General features: G+C 38.0%; 18 protein-coding genes. 8 read left to right on the forward strand and 10 right to left on the reverse strand.

Annotated elements, in window-relative coordinates:
* Window positions 1-31 precede the first annotated feature (31 nt).
* A complete protein-coding gene (locus AC1Z3T_RS09215) occupies window positions 32-493 on the forward strand; it encodes a hypothetical protein (protein WP_171248712.1) in 462 nt (153 codons plus the stop codon).
* A 134-nt stretch (window positions 494-627) separates the two neighbouring features.
* Here AC1Z3T_RS09215 and AC1Z3T_RS09220 read toward each other — a convergent pair whose 3' ends face one another.
* The 5 genes from AC1Z3T_RS09220 to AC1Z3T_RS09240 all read right to left on the reverse strand — a co-directional run bounded on the left by AC1Z3T_RS09220 (window position 628) and on the right by AC1Z3T_RS09240 (window position 9362).
* A complete protein-coding gene (locus tag AC1Z3T_RS09220; RefSeq protein ID WP_100885824.1) occupies window positions 628-2229 on the reverse strand; it encodes a bifunctional aspartate transaminase/aspartate 4-decarboxylase in 1602 nt (533 codons plus the stop codon).
* Between the two features lie 54 nt (window positions 2230-2283).
* Entirely contained in the window at window positions 2284-3969 is a 1686-nt protein-coding gene (gene aspT, locus AC1Z3T_RS09225) for an aspartate-alanine antiporter (RefSeq protein WP_005033337.1), read from the reverse strand.
* Window positions 3970-4823: 854 nt separating this feature from the next.
* On the reverse strand, window positions 4824-5885 hold the full coding sequence (locus AC1Z3T_RS09230; RefSeq protein WP_100885822.1) for an alpha/beta hydrolase: 1062 nt from the start codon (window positions 5883-5885) through the stop codon (window positions 4824-4826).
* 165 nt (window positions 5886-6050) lie between these two features.
* Window positions 6051-8261 (reverse strand): TonB-dependent siderophore receptor, encoded by a 2211-nt coding sequence (locus AC1Z3T_RS09235; protein WP_100885821.1) that lies wholly within the window; start codon window positions 8259-8261, stop codon window positions 6051-6053.
* A gap of 291 nt (window positions 8262-8552) precedes the next feature.
* The gene (locus AC1Z3T_RS09240) at window positions 8553-9362 is read right to left on the reverse strand and encodes an IclR family transcriptional regulator domain-containing protein (protein WP_100885820.1); all 810 of its coding nucleotides are present in this window, start codon (window positions 9360-9362) and stop codon (window positions 8553-8555) included.
* 133 nt (window positions 9363-9495) lie between these two features.
* On the opposite strand from AC1Z3T_RS09240, the gene pobA reads away from it, so the two are divergent.
* Complete coding sequence (gene pobA / locus AC1Z3T_RS09245) at window positions 9496-10710, forward strand: 4-hydroxybenzoate 3-monooxygenase (protein ID WP_100885819.1); 1215 nt, start codon at window positions 9496-9498, stop codon at window positions 10708-10710.
* A 286-nt stretch (window positions 10711-10996) separates the two neighbouring features.
* On the opposite strand, the gene AC1Z3T_RS09250 is transcribed toward pobA, so the two are convergent.
* Window positions 10997-11338 carry a winged helix-turn-helix transcriptional regulator gene (locus tag AC1Z3T_RS09250; RefSeq protein ID WP_005033331.1) on the reverse strand — a complete coding sequence of 114 codons (342 nt, stop codon included), beginning with the start codon at window positions 11336-11338 and terminating at the stop codon, window positions 10997-10999.
* A 134-nt stretch (window positions 11339-11472) separates the two neighbouring features.
* Between AC1Z3T_RS09250 and AC1Z3T_RS09255 the strand changes: the two genes are divergently transcribed.
* The 4 genes from AC1Z3T_RS09255 to AC1Z3T_RS09270 all read left to right on the forward strand — a co-directional run bounded on the left by AC1Z3T_RS09255 (window position 11473) and on the right by AC1Z3T_RS09270 (window position 15444).
* Entirely contained in the window at window positions 11473-12150 is a 678-nt protein-coding gene (locus tag AC1Z3T_RS09255) for a DsbA family protein (protein ID WP_100885818.1), read from the forward strand.
* Window positions 12151-12154: 4 nt separating this feature from the next.
* Window positions 12155-13015 (forward strand): Vmh family MBL fold metallo-hydrolase, encoded by an 861-nt coding sequence (locus tag AC1Z3T_RS09260; RefSeq protein ID WP_100885817.1) that lies wholly within the window; start codon window positions 12155-12157, stop codon window positions 13013-13015.
* Window positions 13016-13403: 388 nt separating this feature from the next.
* Complete coding sequence (hchA, locus tag AC1Z3T_RS09265; protein ID WP_100885816.1) at window positions 13404-14273, forward strand: glyoxalase III HchA; 870 nt, start codon at window positions 13404-13406, stop codon at window positions 14271-14273.
* 418 nt (window positions 14274-14691) lie between these two features.
* Window positions 14692-15444 carry a PA1136 family autoinducer-binding transcriptional regulator gene (locus AC1Z3T_RS09270; RefSeq protein WP_100885815.1) on the forward strand — a complete coding sequence of 251 codons (753 nt, stop codon included), beginning with the start codon at window positions 14692-14694 and terminating at the stop codon, window positions 15442-15444.
* Window positions 15445-15787: 343 nt separating this feature from the next.
* On the opposite strand, the gene AC1Z3T_RS09275 is transcribed toward AC1Z3T_RS09270, so the two are convergent.
* The 3 genes from AC1Z3T_RS09275 to AC1Z3T_RS09285 are packed head-to-tail and all read right to left on the reverse strand — an operon-like array spanning window position 15788 to window position 20406.
* Window positions 15788-18868: a MexW/MexI family multidrug efflux RND transporter permease subunit gene (locus AC1Z3T_RS09275; RefSeq protein WP_100885814.1), complete on the reverse strand. Its 3081-nt coding sequence runs from the start codon at window positions 18866-18868 to the stop codon at window positions 15788-15790.
* Window positions 18869-18880: 12 nt separating this feature from the next.
* The gene (locus tag AC1Z3T_RS09280) at window positions 18881-19981 is read right to left on the reverse strand and encodes an efflux RND transporter periplasmic adaptor subunit (RefSeq protein WP_100885813.1); all 1101 of its coding nucleotides are present in this window, start codon (window positions 19979-19981) and stop codon (window positions 18881-18883) included.
* Window positions 19978-20406, reverse strand: coding sequence for a DoxX family protein (locus AC1Z3T_RS09285; protein WP_100885812.1), 429 nt, complete (start codon window positions 20404-20406; stop codon window positions 19978-19980). Before AC1Z3T_RS09285 ends, AC1Z3T_RS09280 begins: the two co-directional genes overlap by 4 nt.
* A 322-nt stretch (window positions 20407-20728) precedes the next feature.
* Here AC1Z3T_RS09285 and soxR point away from each other — a divergent pair, with 322 nt between their 5' ends.
* On the forward strand, window positions 20729-21196 hold the full coding sequence (gene soxR / locus AC1Z3T_RS09290) for a redox-sensitive transcriptional activator SoxR (RefSeq protein WP_005033313.1): 468 nt from the start codon (window positions 20729-20731) through the stop codon (window positions 21194-21196).
* Between the two features lie 190 nt (window positions 21197-21386).
* Entirely contained in the window at window positions 21387-22232 is an 846-nt protein-coding gene (locus AC1Z3T_RS09295; protein ID WP_100885811.1) for a siderophore-interacting protein, read from the forward strand.
* A 142-nt stretch (window positions 22233-22374) separates the two neighbouring features.
* On the opposite strand, the gene AC1Z3T_RS09300 is transcribed toward AC1Z3T_RS09295, so the two are convergent.
* Complete coding sequence (locus AC1Z3T_RS09300; protein ID WP_058967561.1) at window positions 22375-22983, reverse strand: TetR/AcrR family transcriptional regulator; 609 nt, start codon at window positions 22981-22983, stop codon at window positions 22375-22377.
* Window positions 22984-23032 lie beyond the last annotated feature (49 nt).

Here is a 23032-nt window from a genome sequence, read left to right on the forward strand (position 1 = left end):
AAATTTAGCACTTTATAAAATGGAAATTAGCATGTTGAACAAAATTTTACTGATTGCCTTAGCGGTATTGCCAGTATTTGCACAAGCACAAAGCTTCAAATACACAAACACCGAGTCTGGTTTTAAAAATTATCAGGGACAAGCTACTTTAACAGGAAAATTTTCACGTAATTTAGACCCTGAATATGTGGATTATATGGGGGATGATATTTGCTTTGAACCCAATAAAACCTCGGCTGCACTGATACCACGTCCAAAAGGTGACACACGAGATGTATGGTTTTGCTTTAGCAACTTTGATGCAGCAAAAAAGACTTTTAAGTTACCAGACAATATTAAAAAAGGTTATTGCCAATATGAAGGACAGGCAACGATTCAAATTAAAGACTATCATTTATTTATAGAGGAAACTGAAGGTTTTGATTCAACTCAATTAGTTTCAGCGACCAATATTACTCCTGCAAAAGCAATAAAATGTAAAGTGCAGAATTAAGACTGTTTGCATACTGTGATGAGATTTGATCGCCACAGGTAAATAGTGCTTAACTTGGGTAGCCATTCGCAAACAAAAAAGATCGCATTAATGCGATCTTTTTCTTTTAAAACGAATACTTAAGCTATCCATGCTTATTTATTCTTTTTGCTGATTTTTTTATATTCTTCATATGCCTCCTCAGCAAATTTGCGTAATGAAGCTCCGATCGCAGCGTATTGGAACTCATTTAAATTGGCAAGCGAGGCACGTGCAGAAGGGTGTTGAACACCAAAACCTGAACCCGGAAGCAGCACTACACCTGTTTCATCAGCAACTCGGAAAAGTAATTCTGTTGGATTCTTATTTTTCATCACCCAATCAGCAAACGCATCACCATATAGTTTTCTTGAGGTATTTTCTAAATTGACCAAGGTATAGTAATCAACAGCGTTTGGATCTTGTGGAACTTCAACGCCAAGCTGTCTATACAGGGCAGCATCACGTTCTCTTACCACAGATTTCACTGCTTTTTTATAACTTTGACGAGAGTCCATCATATTGAATAATGCAAACAGGACCATTTGTACTTGTTGAGGTGTCGATAAACCAGCTGTATGATTCAATGCGACGTTTCGGCTATCAGCGACCAGACGGTCAATAAATTTAATACTTGATGGATCTGTGGTGAGGGATGAGTAGCGTTCTTCGAGTTCTTTCTTGTCTTTTTTAGAAAGCGCTGCAATTTTTTTATCTAAAATATTATGATTACTCAAGGCAATGACACCCAAACGCCAACCTGTCGCGCCAAAATATTTAGAGAAAGAATAAACCAGAATAGTATTGTCAGGACAAATCGCAAACAAAGATTTAAAATTATCAGCAAATGTTCCATAAACGTCATCAGTTAAGATAATCAGATCAGGGCGTTTTTTGACAATATCAGCCAAAATCGCTAAGCCTTCATCACTCATTTTAACCGAAGGTGGGTTACTTGGATTGACCAAGAAAAAGGCTTTGATTGATGGATCTTCTAATTTTCTTAACTCTGATTCAGGGTATTGCCAACCTAGATTTGGATCAGCCTCGATCAACACCTCTTCAAGTTGATAATCGTTAAGTTTGGGAATTTCAAGATAAGGGGTAAAGATAGGAGAACCTATGGCAATACGATCACCATGTGAAATAATCTTATTTTCTTTTAATGAGTTAAAGATATAAGCCATTGCAGCCGTCCCCCCTTCAACTGCAAATAAATCGAGTTCCTCTTTAGGCATACCTTGTACGCCCATTTCACGTAAAACGTATTCTTTGATAATTTTTTCACTGACTTTGAGCATTCGATCAGGAACTGGATAATTACAGCCGAGAATACCTTCGACCATTTCAAGTAAAAAAGCATCTGGATCGAGTCCTAATTGATCACGCACATAAGAAATCGCTTTCCCAAGAAAAACAACACCAGGTTTGTCGCGATTTTCTAAAACGAAATGGTCAAAGCGTGATTGCAATCCTTCTGCACGGGGAAATCCACCAAGCCCTTCTGGAATATAGGAAAAAGAAAATTCTGATTCAGTGGCTGAAAATAGACCCAATTGGAAAAAGGCACGACGTGGAATGGTTGCGAGAAAATTGGGATTGCCTCGTCCAGCATTGAGCATCATACGGTCAGTATGGCTTTGTGCCAAAGCAATCAATTCATCTTTAAGTTCAAATGGGCTGAGTTTTGCGTATTTTGAATAATCAACGTTCCCCATGGGAAGTCTCCTTCATTATATTGATATCAATGTGTTTGGGATTTATAAATTTATTTATGCTAAACCAACAATCAGTGGGCCGAGCAGGGTCAAAAATACATTTGCGAGTGCATAGGTAATTGCAAATGGAACAGTTGGAATCGAATTTCCAGCTTTGTCTAGTACGCCACCAAAAGCAGGATTGGCACTTCGTGAGCCTGTTAATGCTCCTGCCATTACGGCGACATTGTCATAACGAAGGACATAACGGGCAAAGAGCATGGAAAGAATAAGTGGGACTAGGGTAACCACAACCCCAATCATAAAGAGCGATAAGCCACTTTCTTTAATGGTTTGAATAGCCTGTAGCCCTGATTGCAGTCCAACAGCAGCAACAAAACCAGCAAGACCGAGATCTTTAAGTAGTTGTGAAGCGGCTAAGGGCATGTTGCCATGCACTTGATTTCGGCTACGAAGCCAACCGAAGAGTAGACCTGAAAGCAGAGCACCACCACCTGCGCCAAGCGTTAAAGGTACATCCCCAATTCGGATAACAAATAAACCAATGACCAAACCAACGACTAAGCCAGCACCGTGAAAAATCCAATCTGTTTTTAAACTCTCAGGTAAGGCTTTTCCTGCTTCTTTGACTAAACGATCAAGATCACTTTTTGTTCCATAGACAGTCACGACATCACCTTGGTGAAGTACAGTATCATCACTCAACCTTTGAGCTTCACTGTTACGTTTAATCGCAAGGACATAAATGCCATGTTTTAAATAATCTGGCGTATTGGTCTTAATATCACCAAGTGTGCGGTTGGCATATTTTGAATTTCTCAAAATAACATCGGTCGTATCCATGATCATTTCCATGCCTTGTGAGGACTGTAATTCAGATCCGATAGACGCAGAGATGGAAACAATACTTGCTCGTCGACCCACTACGAGCACAACATCATCTTTTTGTAAGCTGATGTCAGGGCTAACATCAATAAACTGATCTTTACGTTTCAATCGTTCAATGGTCACACTTGGGGCAATGGTTTCAAGTTCTGCAATAGTTTGTCCCGCGGCTTGTTTGACTTTGTAGATTCGTCCAACAATTTCAGGCATTGCCAGTTCTTGACCTGGTGCAAGTTCAAAAGCACCTTTTAACTGTTCTGCTTGTGCCTTCAACGCATCATCATGTATTTCTCGACCCATGAATTTTGGTAGAAGATTTACACAGACAATAATGGCACCCAATGAGCCAAAAATATAAGTTACAGCATATCCAATCGCAACATTGGCTTGGAGCTTTTGGATTTCTGCAAGTGGTAAATCTAAACGAGAAATTGCATCTCCTGCTGTACCGATGATTGCGGATTGAGTCATTCCACCTGCAGCAAGCCCAGCGGCTAAACCTTTGTCCAGATTAAAGATTTTTGCCATTGCTAAAACAGTGATCAGACCACATACTGCCATAAAGATCGCCAACAGAATTTCTTTAATCGATTGTGGACCAAGTGATTTAAAAAACTGTGGACCACTTTCAAAGCCAACTGCATAAATAAATAGAGCAAAAAGAATGGCTTTTACGCCATTGTCTATGGGAACACCAATCAAGCTCAGAATTACTGCGACAAGCAATGATCCTGCAACCCCCCCAAATTGAAACTTACCGAATTGAAATTGACCGATCCAAAAACCTATTGCTAAAGATAAGAATAATAGGATTTCTGGACTATGTTTTAACTCGCCTTGTAGCCATTCAATCATTTTACGGCCCACCTTTATTATTTAATCTATATTTGATAATGAAATAAGATATTTAAATTTTGCCTTCAATGAAAATACTATTTAGTTAAAGCGCTGTAAATTTTTAGGTTTATATTTAAATTATTTCATCATTATTTTTTGTTGAATTTAAATATACAGCGAATATAAAATTATTCTTAAGGGATTGCATTCTTATGATTGATTACAGTTTTAATTGTCTAACAATTTATTATTTAGAGGCTATCTTTAATAAGTAAATTTAAATAATTAAATTAAATTAAAAAAATTATTATAATAATTTAATAGTTTTTTGTTGCTTTTAAAGCAGTTTTATTATCTTTTTATTTTTGTTAAGTATATGAAAATTTAGGTAATTTATTTATGTTTTATTTTTTGTCTTAATGCTGTTGCTAATGTGTATCCGTAGGTAAATTATAGCCAATATATGAATATTTCAATTTTTTTTATTTAGTAGTAATGCGTATGACTTATTTTAATCGTGGAATTATAAATTGTAGTCATTATATGAATAATTTGTGATTTTAATAAGGTAAAAATAATAATTTGTGATTTTATTTTTGTTTTTGTGGAATCGTATATTTTAAAAAGTGAATGGTAAGAGGTTTAAATTATGATAAGCATACTGATCTGAATAAAATGATGGATATATCGTTTTAATTAATAATCTTGGGGTGAAGTGAATTCACAATAGTCTGATTTATTTAATAAAAATTAATTAATTTTGAATTATAGAGATAAGCAACTTAAGCAATGACAGAGTGGTAGTAGAGGTCTAAATACCACCCTATATTGAATAAAAATGACAGCCATATACTATGAGGAAAAACTAGCTTTTAGGATGTGCTTTTGGATTGCCATTGTGGGTAAATCGACAGAATATAGCGCTGAAACTGTTGTGTTACTTTAGGATTATTTGAGCGTTTTAAATAGTCAAAAACGGCATTTAAATAAACTTCACTCGGTTGTAATTCAAAGCCTAAATTTTGACTGAGTTGAGTGTAATGCTGTTTGACCAGATCTAGATTTTCAGGAATTGATTTAATATTGATCTGCATACCTTCAAAAATATAACGCAAACCGTCAAGGTTACCTTTCAATGGTACAGTGCCGTGATCTTCACCTTCATATTGGATATATTTATAGTTCAAATGTGCAAAGGGTTGTTGAGTTAAATATTGATTGAATTTTTGAATACCATTGTAATGGCTGTCCAAACTGGCGGTATTTTCACTGCTGCCGACTTGTGTTAAGAATAGTTTTTTATGTTGAAAATCTTTGTGCTTTACTTCCTTAAAACGCTTGAGCATGATTTCATCATCCCACCAAATACTGGGATCATGCACAATATAAGCTTGAATATTTTTGTGACCGTTAAGCATATGATTCAGTGCAGTGATTCCTCCAAAAGAATGACCAATCAATACATTTAAGCCATTAGTACGATATTTTTTTTCTACGTCAGGCATAAGCTCAGTTTCTAAAAAATTAAAGAAAGCAAGATTTCCGCCAGTTTTACCTTCGATCAGCCGTCCTTCTTTAATTTGAGGCTTTTGCGGTGTAGGTGTTAAATCACGTGCTCGATCTGTATTGACTATGCCGATAACCACCATTTCAGGTATTGAGGGATAAGGAGACTTAGATAATTTTTCAATAATCCCTGTCACATAATGAAAGTTACTTTCACTGTCTAAAAGATATACAACAGGGTATTTTTGATTGGGATATTGATTATAGCTGGCTGGTAGATAGACCTGAATTGCTCTTTTTTCATTTAATACAGTGGACACGAAGTTGTGTGTTTCTCCAATTTTGATGCTGCTATCCGCAAAACTTGGTATTGAGATTTGCATAGACAATACGCCCAAAGCCAAGTAGAGAAAAGTTTTCTTGATCATAGAAAGATCCATTCTATATTTGTGATGTCATCACACCAATTTAAAAAGTAAACACTTGCTCAATCAGTAGCAGGTATTATATGTAAATCAATACTTAGAGTATTGACCATGATGGGACTGGACCCATGCATGGTGCTTTAATGACGTTTTAAATCAAATTCATTTTTAAAATTTATATTGAATTGATGCGGTATAACGTCGTGGATCGCCATAAGTATTTGCCCACGTATTTAGACGGTATTTTTCATCAGTTAAATTACTGACATTTAGTCCAAGATTAAGATCTTTGTTGATTGCATAACGAGCCATTACATCAACTAAGCCAAAGGATTTTTGACGAAAAGCTTCATAATTTAGACCTGTTTTACTTTTATCATAAAATTCATTTTGCCAATTTACACCTGCACCAACGGTTAATTTATTTTCCATCACGGGTAAGTTGTAGGTGGTGAATAATTTAAATTGTTGTGTAGGGCGATCGGTATTGATACGTTGACCATTTTTATCTTTCGTTTCAGCTTGGGTATAGCCTGCTTGAATATTCCATTCAGGTAAAATTTGCCCTGAAATTTCAAGTTCAAAACCTTGCGTTTTTGCACCTTTGACGCCGTGATAATAAGTTGATCCCGCTGTTGTCCATCCATTGATGACAGCTTGATCTGTATCACTATATTTTCCAGCAGATTCAGCAACATTATCCATTTTTGCTTGAAAATAAGCGGCACTCATATTTAATCGGTCATCATAAAAACTTGCTTTAAACCCACCTTCATAATTGTCACCTTGCTGTGGGGCTAACATATTGTATGCATAATCACGGTTGGTTTGCGGTAAGAAAATATTGGTATAACTCGCATAAGCAGTAAGATATGAGGAGATATCAAAAGTAATCCCTGCATAAGGTGTAAATTGATTGGATTCTTTGATTTTAGAATCTGAAACTGTATTTCTAACTGTATTTGTAGAATGGGTTTTTAAATCATAATTGGACAAACGCCCACCCACAATAATATGTAAGGAATCAATCGGATTAAGTCGAGTTGCAAGATAGTAGCCACTTTGCTGATAGTCTTTATTACTTACACCAGTCGCAATGCGAGCTTCTGGCGGGAGAGCAATTTGCCCATTCCATGTGTTTAAGTTAATCGTATCTTTACTACTATATCCTGCATAAGCATTGTTATTACTCTTTAGATTTTGATAACTTGCACCAAGCATTAATTCATGTTCACGTCCCAAAAGAGAGTAGTCGCCAGTGACTGAAAGATCTAAGCTATGTTCTTCTGGGCTGAAATCATTTTGTGATGCTGCAAGTGATGCAGTCATTTTGGTGTAGTCGACTTGGGCAACACCAATGACGCCATATAAAGCATCAATGTCTTGTTTGGTATAGTTATAATTGGCTTGAATTTTCCAACGATTGTTGAATTCATGTTTTAACTCAGTAAATAAATTGAGTGTATCCACATTGCTATAAGCCCAACGTGCATTGGGGTTAAATTCACGATTGAACGGCATCAATGTGCCATCATCACCAAATACAGTGATCCCGTGTACACCTTGTCCATTGAGACGAGAGCGACTGAGTAGAGAACCAACACTGAACTGCGTTTTTTCGCTGAGATCTGCATCAACTACTGCATAAAGTGTGGCATCACGTTGATCTCCCCAATCACGCCATGAATCGCTTTGACCATAAGCAGCGACGACTCGCCCACGGACATCTCCTGACGATGTTAAGGCACTTTGCGCATCAAACGTTGAGCGAATCGCTTGATCTGATCCTACATTGAGTTGAATCTGACCTGTTGGTGTAGTACTGGTTGCATGTTTACGATTGAGATTAATACTGGCACTTGGATAACCTGCACCATTGGTGAGTCCAGCAGCACCTTTGAGTACGGTAATATTTTCATAAATAATGGGATTTAAATTGCTGAGAGATGAACCGTTTTTGCCACTGGTTGCAGGAGAGGTCATTACACCATCTACCTGATAGTTCAAGATTTGATTTCCCCGCGCATAATAGAAGGTGTATTCACCACCATTCCCAACTGCACCTTGTGCACCATAGCGTTGTACATAAATGCCAGGTGTTTGTGATAAAACTTCTTCAACGGTATTTAAATTTTGATCTTCGATATGTTGGCTGGTCATCACCGTTACGGATTGTGGAGTTTCCTTCAAGGTCAGATCAAGCTTCGTTGCTGCTCGAGATTTTCTTTCAGTATATCCCGTGTTTTTTTCTGTATCGGCTTTTACTTCGATTGTTGGCAATTGTGTTGAGAAGTCTTCTGCGATTGCGGTACAACTGATCAAGGTGAGAGAGCTGAAAAGAACATGACGTACAGATAAGCTTAGTGTTGAAAGTTTCATTGGAATAATTTTTTTATAAAGATGCTAGTGATAATTATTATCATTTAAAATAAGGGTAAAAATCAACAAAGATTTATGCTTTTTTTAAATTTTTAATTTATTTAATTGAGGTAAGTTATTGAGCCTCAATATTTTTCAAATAAGATCGAACAGTTAATAGTGCTTATTATTAATATATTCTTCCATTAAATGGAGAATTGCTTAATCGGGCGAAGCTTGGTGAATATGAAGCAATCTCATTCAATTGAGCAGGGATAATGATACAGATTAGGCTAAAATATAAGCATGATTTTAAATCATACATCTTAATTCATAAGCTGTATTTCTCAGTAAAGGCAAAATTTGCTGAAGCAGTTGTTCATCAGTCATTCGATGAGTTTGTGCAATACAGTTTAGCGCTGCGACCGCATCACCTTGACCATTTAAAACAGGAACGGCAATCGCAATAACACCGAATTCATGCTCTTCTTTTGATAAACAATAATCTTGTTTTTGTACTTGATTCAATATTTGATAAAACTGAGTTTCATCTTGGATGGTATAAGCAGTAAGTCTTTTTAAACCATATTTGTTCAGCCATTGTTTTTGCTCTTCTGGACGCAGTGCTGCCAGTAAAACCTTACCTGTTGAAGTTGCATGAGCAGGTAAGCGATTACCCAAATGCATGCCGTACGGACTTACGCGTAGATTATCTTGTTGGGGTAAATAACTTCGTGCAATTGGCACAACTTCATGTTCATCTAAAACCACCAATGAAAAAGTCAAACCTGTTTGTGCACTCAATAAATTTAAAATCGGTTGTACAACTTTAGGCAGATGAGCAGAACTCAGATAAGAGCTCGATAAGCGTAATACTTTGTGTGTTAACCAGAAATAATGATCATCACTTTCTAAATAACCTAAATATTTTAAAGTTCTTAAATATCTTCGAGCTGCTGTGCGGCTTAATCCAGTACGTTCAGCAACTTGAGTCGAATTGAGTTTTTGACGATCAATACCAAAAGCTTCAAGTAAACTCAGTCCTTTGGCAAGTCCAGCGATGTAGTCGTCCTGCTTAATGGTTTCACCTGAAATTTCATTTTTGACTAAATCGTATCTCATCGTTCATTCATTCTCGATTGTATTTGACCGATATACGGTCATTGTTACCACTATACGGTGATTATCCAGTTTTCACCATATCAAAAGTACAGCAAAGAAATTAATTTAAGTGTCAGGATATGGAGAAAATATTATGGAAAATTTAACCACACAAGTTGCGATTATTGGTTCAGGACCAGCAGGGTTATTGCTTGGACAACTGTTGTTTAAAGCGGGCATCTCACATGTGATTATTGAACAACGTAGTGCTGAATATGTAGCTGCACGCATTCGAGCAGGCATTCTTGAACAGGTCTCTGTAGATTTATTAGCCCAAGCGGGTGTGGACAAGAACTTAAAAAAGCTTGGACTGCCACATGATGGTATTGAAATTTTAACCAATGGCTTAAAGCATCGTGTCGATTTAGCTAAATTAACTCAGGGGAAGCAAGTTACGGTTTACGGACAAACGGAAGTCACAAAAGATTTAATGCATGCTCGTGAAGCAGCAGGTTTACCTACTTACTATGAAACTGAGCATGTACAAATTCATGATTTTGAGCAAAACCCGTATGTTAGCTTTCAGCATAATGGTCAATCGTACCAGCTCAGATGTGATTTTATTGCAGGCTGTGATGGCTATCATGGGGTTTGTCGTGCAAGTGTGCCTCAAGATAGAATCAAAACTTTTGAAAAGATTTACCCATTCGGTTGGTTAGGTGTACTTGCAGATGTACCCCCTGTATCAAATGAGTTGATCTATGTGCAGTCAGAACGGGGCTTTGCTTTATGTAGTATGCGCTCTCAAACACGGAGTCGATATTATTTGCAAGTCCCTGTGACAGATCATGTTGATGAATGGTCGGATGAAAGATTTTGGAATGAATTAAAAAATCGTTTGGATGAAGAAAGCCGTGAAAAAATAGTAACAGGGACTTCCCTTGAAAAAAGTATTGCACCTTTACGTAGTTTTGTGACAGAGCCAATGCGATTTGGAAAATTATTTTTGGCAGGTGATGCTGCGCATATAGTACCTCCTACAGGTGCAAAAGGTTTAAATTTAGCAGCCTCTGATATTGCTTATTTATCCCATGCTTTGATTGATTTTTATCACAATGACTCGGAGAAAGGCATTGAAGAATATTCTGAAAAATGCTTGAAGCGAGTATGGAAAGCGGAACGTTTTTCATGGTGGATGACGCATTTACTGCATCGTTTTGAAACAGAAAGCGAGTTTGATCATAAAATTAAACAGGCTGAATTGAGTTATATTTTAGATTCAAATGCTGGATTAACCGCATTGGCAGAAAACTATGTCGGTTTACCTTATGAAATTAAAAGTTTTAATGCTGAGAAATCTATGGATTAATGCTAATTGATTTGCACTGTAGTATTAAACGTGTTGATCTATTAAGCCGTCATAATTTCTGTGAAATTTAAGCACGTTTGTTTGCTTCACAAAAAAATAATCTTATATTTTGCAAATGAATTTATGTTCGACCTCAAATCGAATGTGAGATCTTAAAGAATGTGAACGTTAAGTGTGTCATCTCGCCACGTTTAACCATGGGGAAAAACGCGGCTGTTAAAATTAATTTATAATTTTGAATCAACGATCCTCGTGGTAGGATCGTTAGGATCATTCTGCAAGCAACTTAATTGCTATTCTGCTCAATCCAATGCACCAAGTCATAAATTTTTTCAGCGACTTCAATGCCTTTATTTTCAGATAATGAGTATTCAACATGCGGTGGAATGACAGGAAATTCTTTACGCACAACAAAACCATCATTTTCTAAATCACGTAAAGTTTGGGTCAGCATTTTTTCGCTGATACCATCAATTCTACGTCTCAATTCACTGAAACGATGCGTGCCTCTTCTTAAACAAAACATTACCAGTACGCCCCAACGATTAGTTAAATGCATTAATTGCATTCGAGACGGGCAATTTTTTGATAAAACATTTGCAGCTAAACAGGACGTGTCAGTTTTCATAGATTTTCCAAGATCAAGTCACTTACTTTTTTGTAAGTACTTACAAAAAGTAATTGTCTTCTTTACTATAACAAATATCAGCTGAAATGTGTTTTGCATATTTCGAAAGTCTATCTATTTCTAAGAGGAAGTTTATGGCGTCTCCGATTCTGCACTGGATTATTGATCCGATTTGTGGCTGGAGTTATGGTGCATTGCCTTTGATAAATGCAATTGAGGAAGGTTTTCCAAATCTTCAACGTTTACATCTTGGTGGTTTATATAGTGAAGATCATCAACCGCAAATGACGGCTGCAATGCGCGCACAAATTATTCATTATGATGAGCAAATCCATCAACTCACTGGCGTAAACTTTGGTGACGATTATAAAAATGGCTTGCTCAAAGACAGCACCTTAAAGATGAACTCAATTCCTGCAACACATGCATTGTTAAGTATCAAGCAGGCGCTGGGTCATGATTCGATGATGGTGTTATTAAATTTAATACAACAAGCTTACTATCTGAAAGGCTTAAATGTCACACAATATAGTGTGCTTGCTCAGCTCGTTGCTGAACTGGGTATTAGCCCTGACCAGTGGTCAAAATACTTAGAAGCTGTGGATCAAAATCAGCTAGATCAACACATAGATCAAACACGTCAACTGTTATCACGTGTTCGAGGACAAGGTTTTCCTACAGTGGTTTTTGAAAACCAACATGCGGAGATTGGTCAGCTTCCTATTCATGGTTTTTATAATAAACCACAAGATTTGGTACGTTTTGTAGAGCAACAATTACTTAAAACTTCATTTAATTCTAAAGAGAGATAAGGCAATGAAATTATTTTTAAAATCTATTCTAGTCAGTTCAGTTGCTTTGAGTTCCTCAGCATTTGCGACAGAACTCACCTATAAAGTGTATAACCCTCAAACTCAGGGTATTTTTCCTGTGACTTCGACTCTAATCTCGGGGGAAAAGGACGCAATATTGGTTGATGCACAATTTAGCACGCATGATGCTAAAAACTTGGTCAAGTTGATTCAAGACAGTGGTAAAAATCTTCAATATATTGTGATTACCGCAGGTGATCCAGATTATTACTTTGGTTTAGAACCTTTGGTTCAAGCTTTTCCAAATGCTAAAGTGATCGCTACGCCAGAAGTGGTTAAGCATATTGAAGCCACAAAAGTTGGTAAATTCGCCTATTGGGGACCGATTTTAAAAGATGCTGCACCCACTCAAGTGATTGTTCCGAATGTCACTGAAGCAAAATCAATTGAATTAGAAGGTGAAAAAATTGAAATTAAATCACCTGGCAAATATGCATCTTATCTTTGGGTACCACATAACCGTACCATTCTTGGTGGGGTAGGGATATCTTCTGGAATTCATTTGTGGACAGCAGATACACAAAGTGAAAAACAACGAGATGCTTGGAAGAAAACACTGAAACAAATGAAGCGTTTAAGCCCAAGTGCTGTTATTCCTGGGCATTATATCGGTGATATTCCAAAGGCAACACAAGCCATTGATTTCACTTACCAATATCTTGTGGATGTCGATAAAGTTTTAAAGGATCATAAAGATTCTGCATCAGTTATCGCTGCATTAAAGGAAAAATATCCAAATTTAGCTGAAGAAAGTTCTTTGGAGTTGAGTTCTAAAGTGCTCACAGGCGAAATGGAATGGAAATAATTTAATCCTTGTTTTGATCATGTAAAAATGATCTATGATTGATACGATATGCGCTTGAAACTTAATTTATTCATTTAGGTTAAGTTTCTGGTTTTTTTAGCTACTTATTATGATCAAAAAGAATAAAAGAAAAAATGCTGCGAGTCTAAATTATTCAATTAAATATCAAATATAACAACAGAATTACATTTGTAATTGAATCATGTTTGCCATATTTCATCAGATGAATCAGATACCTATTTTCACTGAATGATATCTGATTTAAATGTACTGCATATTTGTGTTTTAAATTTGTATGTCTAGGGGGTTTCCCTCATTCAAAACATGTTTTACTCAAGAATATACTGTAGTCACTGAGCTAAACCACAAAAAAATTTTGGAGCGTAACATGAGTGAATTAAGTAAACTGCCAACCCCAGATTTAGCTGAAGATAATGCTTTTTTCCCATCCCCATACTCTTTAAGTCAATATACATCTTCAAAAACTGATTATGATGGGACAACTTATCCGACACCGTATACAGGCAATAAAAAAATACTGATGATTGCAACGGATGAGCGTTATATCTTGATGCAAAATGGAAAGTTTTTTTCAACAGGTAATCATCCAGTAGAAATGCTTCTTCCTGTATTTCATTTAGATGCTGCTGGTTTTGAAGTGGAGGTGGCTACACTTTCGGGGAATCCTGTCAAACTTGAAATGTGGGCAATGCCCAATGAGGATAAAGCTGTTTTAGATACTTATCACAAGTATGCTGAAAAACTTAAAAATCCATTGCAGCTTGACGATATTCTTACTGAGGCGATCAGTGAAAATTCGCCTTATGCTGGTATATTTATCCCAGGTGGGCATGGTGTGTTAGCAAAAATTCCAGAAAGTAGAGCGGTAAAACAATTACTAGCGTGGGCGGTAAAACATGATAAGTATGTGATTACCTTATGTCATGGTCCGGCATCATTACTTGCTGCCGCTGTAGATGAAAAGCCTGAAAACTATATTTTTAAAGATTATGAGATTTGTGTTTTTCCAGATTCTTTAGATCAAGGTGCAAATATTGAAATTGGTTATATGCCGGGTGCTTTGCCGTGGTTGGTGGGTGAAAACCTAGAAAAATTGGGGGTAAAAATTCTCAATAAAGGTATCACTGGGCAAGTACATAAAGACCGTAAACTCCTGACTGGAGATAGTCCTTTAGCTTCAAATAATCTGGGTAAATTAGCGGCTGAAACTTTACTGGCTGATCCTGAATTGGTTTAAAGTTTGAGGAAAGTAGTCTCTGCGGAGACTACTTTCGATGCTAAAAATTTAATTGAAAAGTTTAGGGTCTGTGGACAATTCGTCTATGTTTGCGACTAGGTGTGTTTTTTAGGCGATTCTAGGCGCGAAATACGAAATTTAGTCATTCTAAATAAGTAGTTCGGAACGAAGAAGCGGCAAAAAACACGCTAGTCCCCGCTACGCCTTGCGCTGCAAACAAAGCAGTGCTTTGTTCTTGCTCAGGGTTGTGGCTAAAATTATCTCAGGCTACGTTATGAAACTTGAAAATAGTCTCGCTATTCTCTTCATTTCATGCCTTGCCTGCTCAATTTTAACCTACAACGCAAGCCATTTATGAAATGTCCACAGCCCCTAATAAATACAAATTTAATGCTGATTTTTGACCAAGAGATTAAAATTGACAAATAAAGCGCTACGATTTGCACCACATCAATTGGCTGATCTATTGTTTCAGACAGTGCATCAATTGAAACAGGCGCATCACCTGCAACAGGTTTTTCAGATTCTGGTGAGTTTTGCAGCAACATTAAATTTTGATCGTATTATTGTTTGCAGTGTTTTCCCTCACAATCAAAGTGAATGGGTGGATGAAATTTTCTTTGTTTCAGGGCCTTGGTCGAATGTTGAAAATATTGATGAGCGTGAAATCTATTTACGTCGTTGTCCCATCACTCGTCATATTTTTGAATATGATGAACCCTTTTTTTGGACCAAGGCTTTAAATAAAAAAACCGGAAAAGAAAGCTATCGGGTTATTAAAAATACGTTGTTTCAAGATGAGCTCAGCGGGATACAAGTCCCTATTTTTGGTCGAACTGGTTTAGAAGGTGCTTTTTCCTTTGCAGGAAACCTGTCTGATGTCAGTGATGATTTTAAATTAATGCTTCAAATGATATGTCAGCTTGCATTCCGAAAAATTTTATCCTATCGAACTGATACTTCGGTACAGCAGCGTAAATTGACCCAACGAGAAAAAGAAGTGCTGAAATGGGCTGCAATCGGACATAAACAAATTGAAATCGCGGAAATCTTAAAAATTTCAGAGCGAACAGTCGAAAATCATTTAAGAAATGTTCGTAAGCGTTTGGGGGTAAAGTCCACAGCACAAGCGATAGCTTCAGCAATGGTCAGCAAAGAAATTGAAATATAGAGACGTTGCTGAGGGGGATTGATTAAATCAAGCGTAGATCATTCAATGTGATAAAACTGCATTCTAATCGATACTATTACTGAAAAATTAGCGTATGTCTTTTAGACTTCTTACTAGATCGTGATCGTGCTGTGATGAATTGGGAGGCGACAAAAGGCGCCATCCCAAGCCATTTGTAAAGCCACAACAGTGAACGCTTATTTAACACCAGTTTTTTGCATACCTGAATCATTCACTATTCAATTATTCACTAGTAAATCATGAATGATTTTAAGGTATCTATTTGACTGATTAAATCATACGAATTGAATCGTTTTTTAATTCATTCCTGAATCAAACTCCATTATTCCGCAGTTTCAAATTGTTTAAGTGCTTTAAAACGACCAGACTCAGCATCTTGGTTATGCCGACGTGCGAGCAGGCTGTATATGGTTGGCAAAACAAATAGGGTGAAGAATGTTCCAATCAGCATGCCACATACAATCACCAGCCCTAAGCCAAAACGGCTATGTGCGCCAGCACCAGTGGCGAACAGTAGAGGGATCAGACCAAACACCATTGCCGCAGTGGTCATGAGAATCGGACGTAAACGAATTTGAGCTGCTTTTAGAATGGCTTCTCGCCGATTTAAACCTTCGTGAACTTGCAGTTCATTGGCAAATTCAACCATCAAAATACCATGTTTACTGATCAAACCAATTAGTGTGACTAAACCAATTTGGGTATAGATATTGACAGTTGCAAGCCCAAACGCCAAAGGAATCAGCGCACCACAAATCGAAAGAGGTACAGTGATCAGAATAATAAAAGGATCCATCAGGCTTTCATATTGAGCAGCCAGCACCAGATAAATGACGATCAATGCCGCTAAAAATGCAAACATTAAACTGTTGCCTTCTTGCATATACTGACGTGCATCTGCTTGCCAGTCATAACTAAAACCTGTTGGCAATTCCACAGCGACCTGTTCAAGAAAAGCCAAAGCTTGACCTAAAGATACACCCGGAGCAGGAATTGCCTGAAAAGTTGCTGAGTTTTGCTGATTAAACTGAGTGAGTTTATTCGGTTCGACCTGTTCACTCAAATGTACCACAGTCGAAAGTGGGATCAGTGAGCCTTGATCTGTACGGACAAATTGTTGGGTTAATGCTTGTGATGTCAAGCGCTGCTGACCAATACTTTGTGGTATTACATCATAAGCACGTCCTTGCATACTGAAACGATTGACATAATTTTCACCGACTAATGTTGCCAGTGCTTCGCCAATATCTTGCATACGTATCCCTAAGCTATTGGCTTTGGATTGATCAACCTCTATCCGTGTCATGGGATTATTAAAATCTAGATCACTATCGACCACCACGAAAAGCCCACTGTCACGCGCTTTCTGTTTGATGTTCTCCATGGTTTGGTAAAGCGTAGAATAGTCTTGCGAAGTCCTTAATACCATCTGTACCGGTAAGCCTCCAGTAGAGCCGGGCAGCGATGGGTTTTGAAACACGAATATACTGGTACCTTCTACACTGCCGACCTGACTTTGTAGACCTTGTTGAATTTCATCCGCAGAGCGATGACGTTCTTTCCATGAGGAAAGCGTGGTTCCACCGAAACTGGAAGCGGGTCCATCAGTTCCATTAATAATCCATGTCGTACTGGTTTCAGGAAAACGCCAAAAAATTTTATCCAGTTCAAGATTAAAATGTTCAGCATACTTTAGGTTGGCATGTTGTGGTGCTTTAATGGCTGTCAGTACACTAGCTTGATCTTCAAGAGGCGCCAATTCTTTTTGTGGCAATTGATAGAGTAAGGGGAGACTGGCAAAAACACCGATGGCAAAAAGTACAGTGATCCAACGGTGATGCAATGAAAAATCCAATATTTTTCGATAGGTTTGCGTTAACTGTTCAAAAAACCATTCAGCTGCCTTTGCCATTTTTCCTTCTTGCTGTTTAGATTGAAGCAAAAATGAACTCATGACTGGGGATAAGGTGAGGGCGATGATGCCTGAAACTAAAACAGCGCCAGCCAGTGTAAATGCAAACTCTTTAAATAAAGAACCTGTGAGCCCTCCCATTAAACCAATAGGCGCATAGACTGCTGCAAGGGTCATGGTCATTGCAATCACTGGACCTGCAACTTCTCGAGCACCAATCATCGCAGCCGCTATTGGAGATAAGCCTTCTTCGATATGACGATGGACATTTTCCACCACCACAATTGCATCATCCACCACCAGCCCAATCGCAAGGACCATCGCCAAAAGAGTCAACAAGTTAATGCTAAAGCCACAAAGCAACATCAGTCCCAATGCACCAAACATGGACAAAGGTATAGTAATCACTGGAATCAATACACTACGCAAAGAGCCTAAACATAAATAGATCACTGCAATGACAATCAACAGTGCCTCGATAAAAGTGTGTAAAACTTCATCAATCGATGCATCGATAAAGCGTGCTGTTTCGTAGGCCAAATTGACTTTGACACCCGGAGGCAAGGTCTTTTGAATTTCAGGTAGTTTGTCTTTAATGCCTTGAACAATGACCAATGGATTTCCTGTTGGCGTGGCTTGTAATCCGATAAATATCGCAGGCTTTCCATCCATAGATGCACTGGTTTCTGTCGATGCTGCACCTAACTCAACTGTAGCGACATCTTGAAGTCGAATTAAATTCTGTCCGTTATTTTGAATCACCAGATTTTTAAAATCTTGAATACTGGTGAGGTTGGTGGAGACATTGACATTGGAAATCACCAGCTCACCTTTAACCTGTCCCGGCGCAGCTTGATAATTATTTTGGCGAATGGCGTTAGCAACATCAGCAGCCGTAACCCCTCGACTTGCTAGACGATCTGCATCCAACCAAATTCGCATGGCTAAACGTTGACTACCATAAGATTGTACTTTGGCAACACCCTCAATGGTGGAGAGCATTGGCTCGACAACTCTGGACAAATAATCACTTAACTCTGGCAATGACAATTGTTCTGTGGAAAATCCAATATAAGCAACATCCGTTGATTCACCTGAGGAACGTTCAATCACAGGGTCAAAAGCCTGTTGTGGCAGTTTATAGCGAACCTGATTCACTTTAGCCATAACCTCGGTTAATGCCTGAGTCGAGTCTCGATTCAATTGCATTCTAAGCGTAATGACACTACGTCCTTGGACCGTAGAAGAACTCAAATAATCAATCCCTTCAACTGAAGAGACGGCTTGTGCAATCGGTTGAGTAACAAAACCTTGTAGTAGTTCAGCAGATGCACCGGGGTATTCAGTACTGATACTAATGGTTGAGCTTTCAAGTTGTGGGTATTGACGGATCGGCAGTTTATTTAAGGCAAATAAGCCTGCCAATAAAATTAAGGTACTTACCACCAGCGCAAGTACAGGGCGTTTGACAAAAAGATCGGTAAACTTCATGGCATGACCCTCTTAAACTTCAGGTTTTACTGAAGATGTGAGGTATTCGAGCGTATTCAGCGTAGGCTCAATTTGCATACCATCACTTAATTTTAACTGCCCAGAAACTACAACTTGATCACCTGCTTTTAACCCAGATTTGATTTCAACACGTCCTTGTTGGCGTTCACCCACCTCGACAGTAACGCGTTGTACGGTAATTTTTTGAGCGTCATGTTTGGCAACAAAAACAGTATTGCCATAAGTGGTATAGGTGATTGCGGTTTCAGGGATAACCAAACTTGAGCGTTGAGCTTCTTGAATGCTTAATTTAGCGTACATTCCGGGTCTGAGTTGGCGATCTTGATTATTCACAATCGCTTGTCCTGAAATGGTTCGAGACTTACTCACGATGGGCTCGATAGCATTAACAATCGCGGTGTAGGTTTTTTCAGGATATGCATCAATTTGTAGCTGTACAGATTGTCCTAATTTGAGTTTTGATGCCAGTTGTTCATCCAACGTGAAATTTGCCAGCATTTGTTGTGAATCGACCAGATTGGCAATGCCTGTTCCAGCTTCTAAAAATTGACCTTGATGTATTTGGCGGATGCCCATCACACCGGCAAATGGTGCTCGAATGGACTTTTGTGTAATTGTGGCTTGAAGTTGTTGTATTTCAGCACGTGTCATATCTCGATCAGCCAAGGCACTATCCATTTCCGCACGTGAAATCGCATGGCTATCGATGAGCAGTTGGCTGCGTTTATAGGTCATTTCTGCCTGTTTCAGTTTGGCTTGTAAACGACCTAATTCGCTTTGTTCAACATTACTTTTGAGTTGTACCAATAACTGTCCTTGCTGTACATACTGTCCTGATTGGAAATAAATTTTCTCAATCATTCCTCTACTTTCAGAAGAGACTTGAACTTGTCGAATTGCTTCCAATTCACCAATACTGGAAAGTGTTTGTGGCATCGTTTGTTCAGTGACTGTACTCAGGGCAACTTTAACAAGTGGATATTGGGAGGAGGGTGATTCAGTTGCTTTACTAGAGCTGATATAAAAATAACTGCCGCAGCCGATTAACAGTACAATCATGCTCATTGTGAAAATCAGTGTTTTACTTTTCATGCAATGACTCCATGACTACGGAGTTGCTGGCGAAAATGGCTGGCAATGGTAATACTCCAAAGCCCACCAATCACAGCAATATGTTCAATCGCAAAGTAAAGCGCAATTGTGGCTTGTAGCCCTGACATTGTCCAAAAAGTATGTACGATAAAGATGGTCAGGAGCAAAAAGATAGAAAGCAACAACGAACCTAGCCACATGTGCCGTTCAAATAAAATGCAGTAAGCACCAACCAGTAAAATCAGTGCTGAAGCATAATTGAAAAACCATACAGGTGTTAAACCTGCTGCCTGCATTTCCATATATCCAGCTTCAACATCTATCACTTTACTCAGCCCCGAACTTAAAAATAAAAAGGCGAGGCTACATTTGACAATGACCCACAGCCACTGGCTTTCTAAACTTAATTTAACCAAATAAGGCATAAGAATATTTCCAGAAGAAATTAGACTGAATGATTAAAATTCTTAAAAAAGAATAGCTTGTTGGTGTTGTTTACCACCGTGTCAAGCAGTCTAAAACCTCAAGTTATATTGAGGTCAACGGTTTTTTCAGCATAAAATTGAGCTGCTCTAGGTTGCTTAAGAATAGTTCGATCTCGATGTTTTGAGCTAAATTTGTAGACTAAAGCTGTGGTCTTAAACACCAAAATAATTCTTGAAAGTTTGAGGATGATTGTGAGTAGATCAATTGACAAATCAAGCGGCTTAACCTATAAAACCTCAAGTAATGTTGAGGAATGTTGCAATGGAAAAAGACATAAAAATTGATTTTGATCGAATGATGACGGTGGGTGAAGTTGCCAAACGCAGTGGTGTGGCTGTGTCAACCTTACATTTTTATGAATCTAAGGGTTTAATCAAAAGCATTCGAACCAATGGTAATCAACGTCGTTTTCCAGCAATTGTTTTACGTTATATCGGAATTATTAAAGTTGCACAGAAAGTGGGAATTTCTTTGGAGGAGATAAAAACGGCATTGAGTGTTTATCCAATTGGCAGCAAATTAAGTGCGGAGCAATGGTCTGAACTGTCGTCACGTTGGCGCAAAGATTTAGATGAACGAATTCAAAAACTGACACGTTTAAGAGATGAGATGGATTGGTGTATTGGTTGTGGTTGTTTGTCGTTAAAACAATGTCCTTTGCGAAATCCAGAAGATGTACTGGGGCAAGAGGGTTCTGGTCCACGTATTTTAGAGCGTGTTGAACCATAATATTCTATTTGAATTTAAAGAAAGATTTTTCACGTATTATTAAAAGGGGGAATTTGCCTTTTCTATGATTTTGTAAATGATAATCATTATTTATTATGGTATTGTTTTAGACATCGGTTAAAAAAGCTGGTACTTCAACACAGCTAATTTAGATAACGAATTGATAAAATAGAGCCAAAGGTAATAGATTATGAAAACTCAAAACGTTGAATTACTAGAAAAAGAAGATCATATGAGTGGGATGCAACATCACGAAATGACGATTACCTCACTCACTCAACCTTTTGATTCAATTACACGACTACGAGGGAAAATTGAAACGGATCAAATTGAATTGTGGAGTACAGCCAATTTAGCGGTACGGATTGATGTAGAGCAAAGTGTAAATTCGCGACCAATTTCACGTATTTATACCATACGCGCTTTTGACAAGCTCAGCCAAGAAATTGAAATTGATTTAGTGCGTCATTCATCTCCAAGTCCGGCAATGCGATGGCTAAATACAGTAAAAATAGGCGCAAAGGTGGCATTGACTGGACCTCGTGTACATACCAACCCAAATTTTGAAACAAGCAAAAAATGTTATATTTTTGCTGATGACACGGGTATTCCTGCTGTATATGCAATGTTGCATCAATGGCCAGAACATGTTCAAGCTGAGATATTTTTGGACACTCACGAAGCTGAACTTTTAAGTGAATTACCTGATATTAAGGGCGTCAATTATCATCTCATTAATCAAACTGGGCTTAAGCAGAATGTTCAAAATCAAGGCTTATTTGAACAGGTGCAACAACTTGAATGTATTGATGAGATGACAATTTGGGCAGCCTGTGAACGTCAGCAAGCTCGCCAAATCCGAGAGTTCTGTCTAAAACAACTCAAAATGGCAAAAGAAGATGTACGTGTATTTGGTTATTGGAAAGCAGGTGTGAGCAGTAGCGTTATCGATGAAGCTCGATTGGAACATTATTCAAAGCTGGTTCAACAAGGGCAGGGTTTAACTGAGTTTGACGATCTTGATGTAAAGATATGATGTAAATGAAATCATGATAGGTTGATGTAGACATGCTATTGCTGCTACCTTCAATCCATCGTGATTTCTTCACAGTTTTGATGCTAAGAAAATTTAACAATTCGTGTGATATGAAATATATATGGAGAAATTATAGATAGCGTTATTTTATATTCAGCATCTGTAAAGCACCGATAATTAACGCTTGCATACTTTGGATGAATTCTGCTTCCATTTCCGCTTCTTCTATTTCCCGATGATCAGCCTTAATCGGGTCTTTGCCTGCCACAGAGTAAATGGTGTCAGCGACAGCAATGCAATGAAAAGCAATCGTTGCATTTAACCATCGTGCCTGTTCTTGAGTAAGTTGATAGGTTTCAGCAACAGCCTGATGATGGTGCTGAATTTTAGTCACCATGGATGGTGTTGATGCCATCCTACGAATTAAATAAGGGGTAAAACCTGGATTTGATTTGACCAATTCACGCAGTGAATGCATAAAAATAATGAGATATTCTTTTAATTCTATTTGATCAGGAGATTTTGGTAGGGGAATCTGCCATCTCAGAAAAATTTCTTCTGCAATTAGATATTTAAGCTCTTCCAGACTGGCAATATGTTTATATAAAGCCATATGGCTAATACCCAACGCAGCGGCAACACCTACAAAAGTAATATTCAATAAACCTATCTCTATACCAGCATTCATGATGCGCTCATGGGTGATTGTACGTGGTCGTCCGCGAGATGATGATTTAGCTAAAGGAGGCATAATTATTCCATACAATTGATTTTTTCATGTTGCCATGTGACGAGAAGTG

Source organism: Acinetobacter sp. B-6 (genome assembly GCF_056930735.1).

What these genes read in the sequence shown, in the direction of transcription:
- AC1Z3T_RS09215 (WP_171248712.1), top strand. Translation starts at nt 32, where the DNA reads ATGTTGAACAAAATTTTACTGATTGCCTTAGCGGTATTGCCAGTATTT.
- AC1Z3T_RS09220 (WP_100885824.1), bottom strand. Translation starts at nt 2,229, where the DNA reads ATGGGGAACGTTGATTATTCAAAATACGCAAAACTCAGCCCATTTGAA.
- aspT (WP_005033337.1), bottom strand. Translation starts at nt 3,969, where the DNA reads ATGATTGAATGGCTACAAGGCGAGTTAAAACATAGTCCAGAAATCCTA.
- AC1Z3T_RS09230 (WP_100885822.1), bottom strand. Translation starts at nt 5,885, where the DNA reads ATGATCAAGAAAACTTTTCTCTACTTGGCTTTGGGCGTATTGTCTATG.
- AC1Z3T_RS09235 (WP_100885821.1), bottom strand. Translation starts at nt 8,261, where the DNA reads ATGAAACTTTCAACACTAAGCTTATCTGTACGTCATGTTCTTTTCAGC.
- AC1Z3T_RS09240 (WP_100885820.1), bottom strand. Translation starts at nt 9,362, where the DNA reads ATGAGATACGATTTAGTCAAAAATGAAATTTCAGGTGAAACCATTAAG.
- pobA (WP_100885819.1), top strand. Translation starts at nt 9,496, where the DNA reads ATGGAAAATTTAACCACACAAGTTGCGATTATTGGTTCAGGACCAGCA.
- AC1Z3T_RS09250 (WP_005033331.1), bottom strand. Translation starts at nt 11,338, where the DNA reads ATGAAAACTGACACGTCCTGTTTAGCTGCAAATGTTTTATCAAAAAAT.
- AC1Z3T_RS09255 (WP_100885818.1), top strand. Translation starts at nt 11,473, where the DNA reads ATGGCGTCTCCGATTCTGCACTGGATTATTGATCCGATTTGTGGCTGG.
- AC1Z3T_RS09260 (WP_100885817.1), top strand. Translation starts at nt 12,155, where the DNA reads ATGAAATTATTTTTAAAATCTATTCTAGTCAGTTCAGTTGCTTTGAGT.
- hchA (WP_100885816.1), top strand. Translation starts at nt 13,404, where the DNA reads ATGAGTGAATTAAGTAAACTGCCAACCCCAGATTTAGCTGAAGATAAT.
- AC1Z3T_RS09275 (WP_100885814.1), bottom strand. Translation starts at nt 18,868, where the DNA reads ATGAAGTTTACCGATCTTTTTGTCAAACGCCCTGTACTTGCGCTGGTG.
- AC1Z3T_RS09280 (WP_100885813.1), bottom strand. Translation starts at nt 19,981, where the DNA reads ATGAAAAGTAAAACACTGATTTTCACAATGAGCATGATTGTACTGTTA.
- AC1Z3T_RS09285 (WP_100885812.1), bottom strand. Translation starts at nt 20,406, where the DNA reads ATGCCTTATTTGGTTAAATTAAGTTTAGAAAGCCAGTGGCTGTGGGTC.
- soxR (WP_005033313.1), top strand. Translation starts at nt 20,729, where the DNA reads ATGGAAAAAGACATAAAAATTGATTTTGATCGAATGATGACGGTGGGT.
- AC1Z3T_RS09295 (WP_100885811.1), top strand. Translation starts at nt 21,387, where the DNA reads ATGAAAACTCAAAACGTTGAATTACTAGAAAAAGAAGATCATATGAGT.
- AC1Z3T_RS09300 (WP_058967561.1), bottom strand. Translation starts at nt 22,983, where the DNA reads ATGCCTCCTTTAGCTAAATCATCATCTCGCGGACGACCACGTACAATC.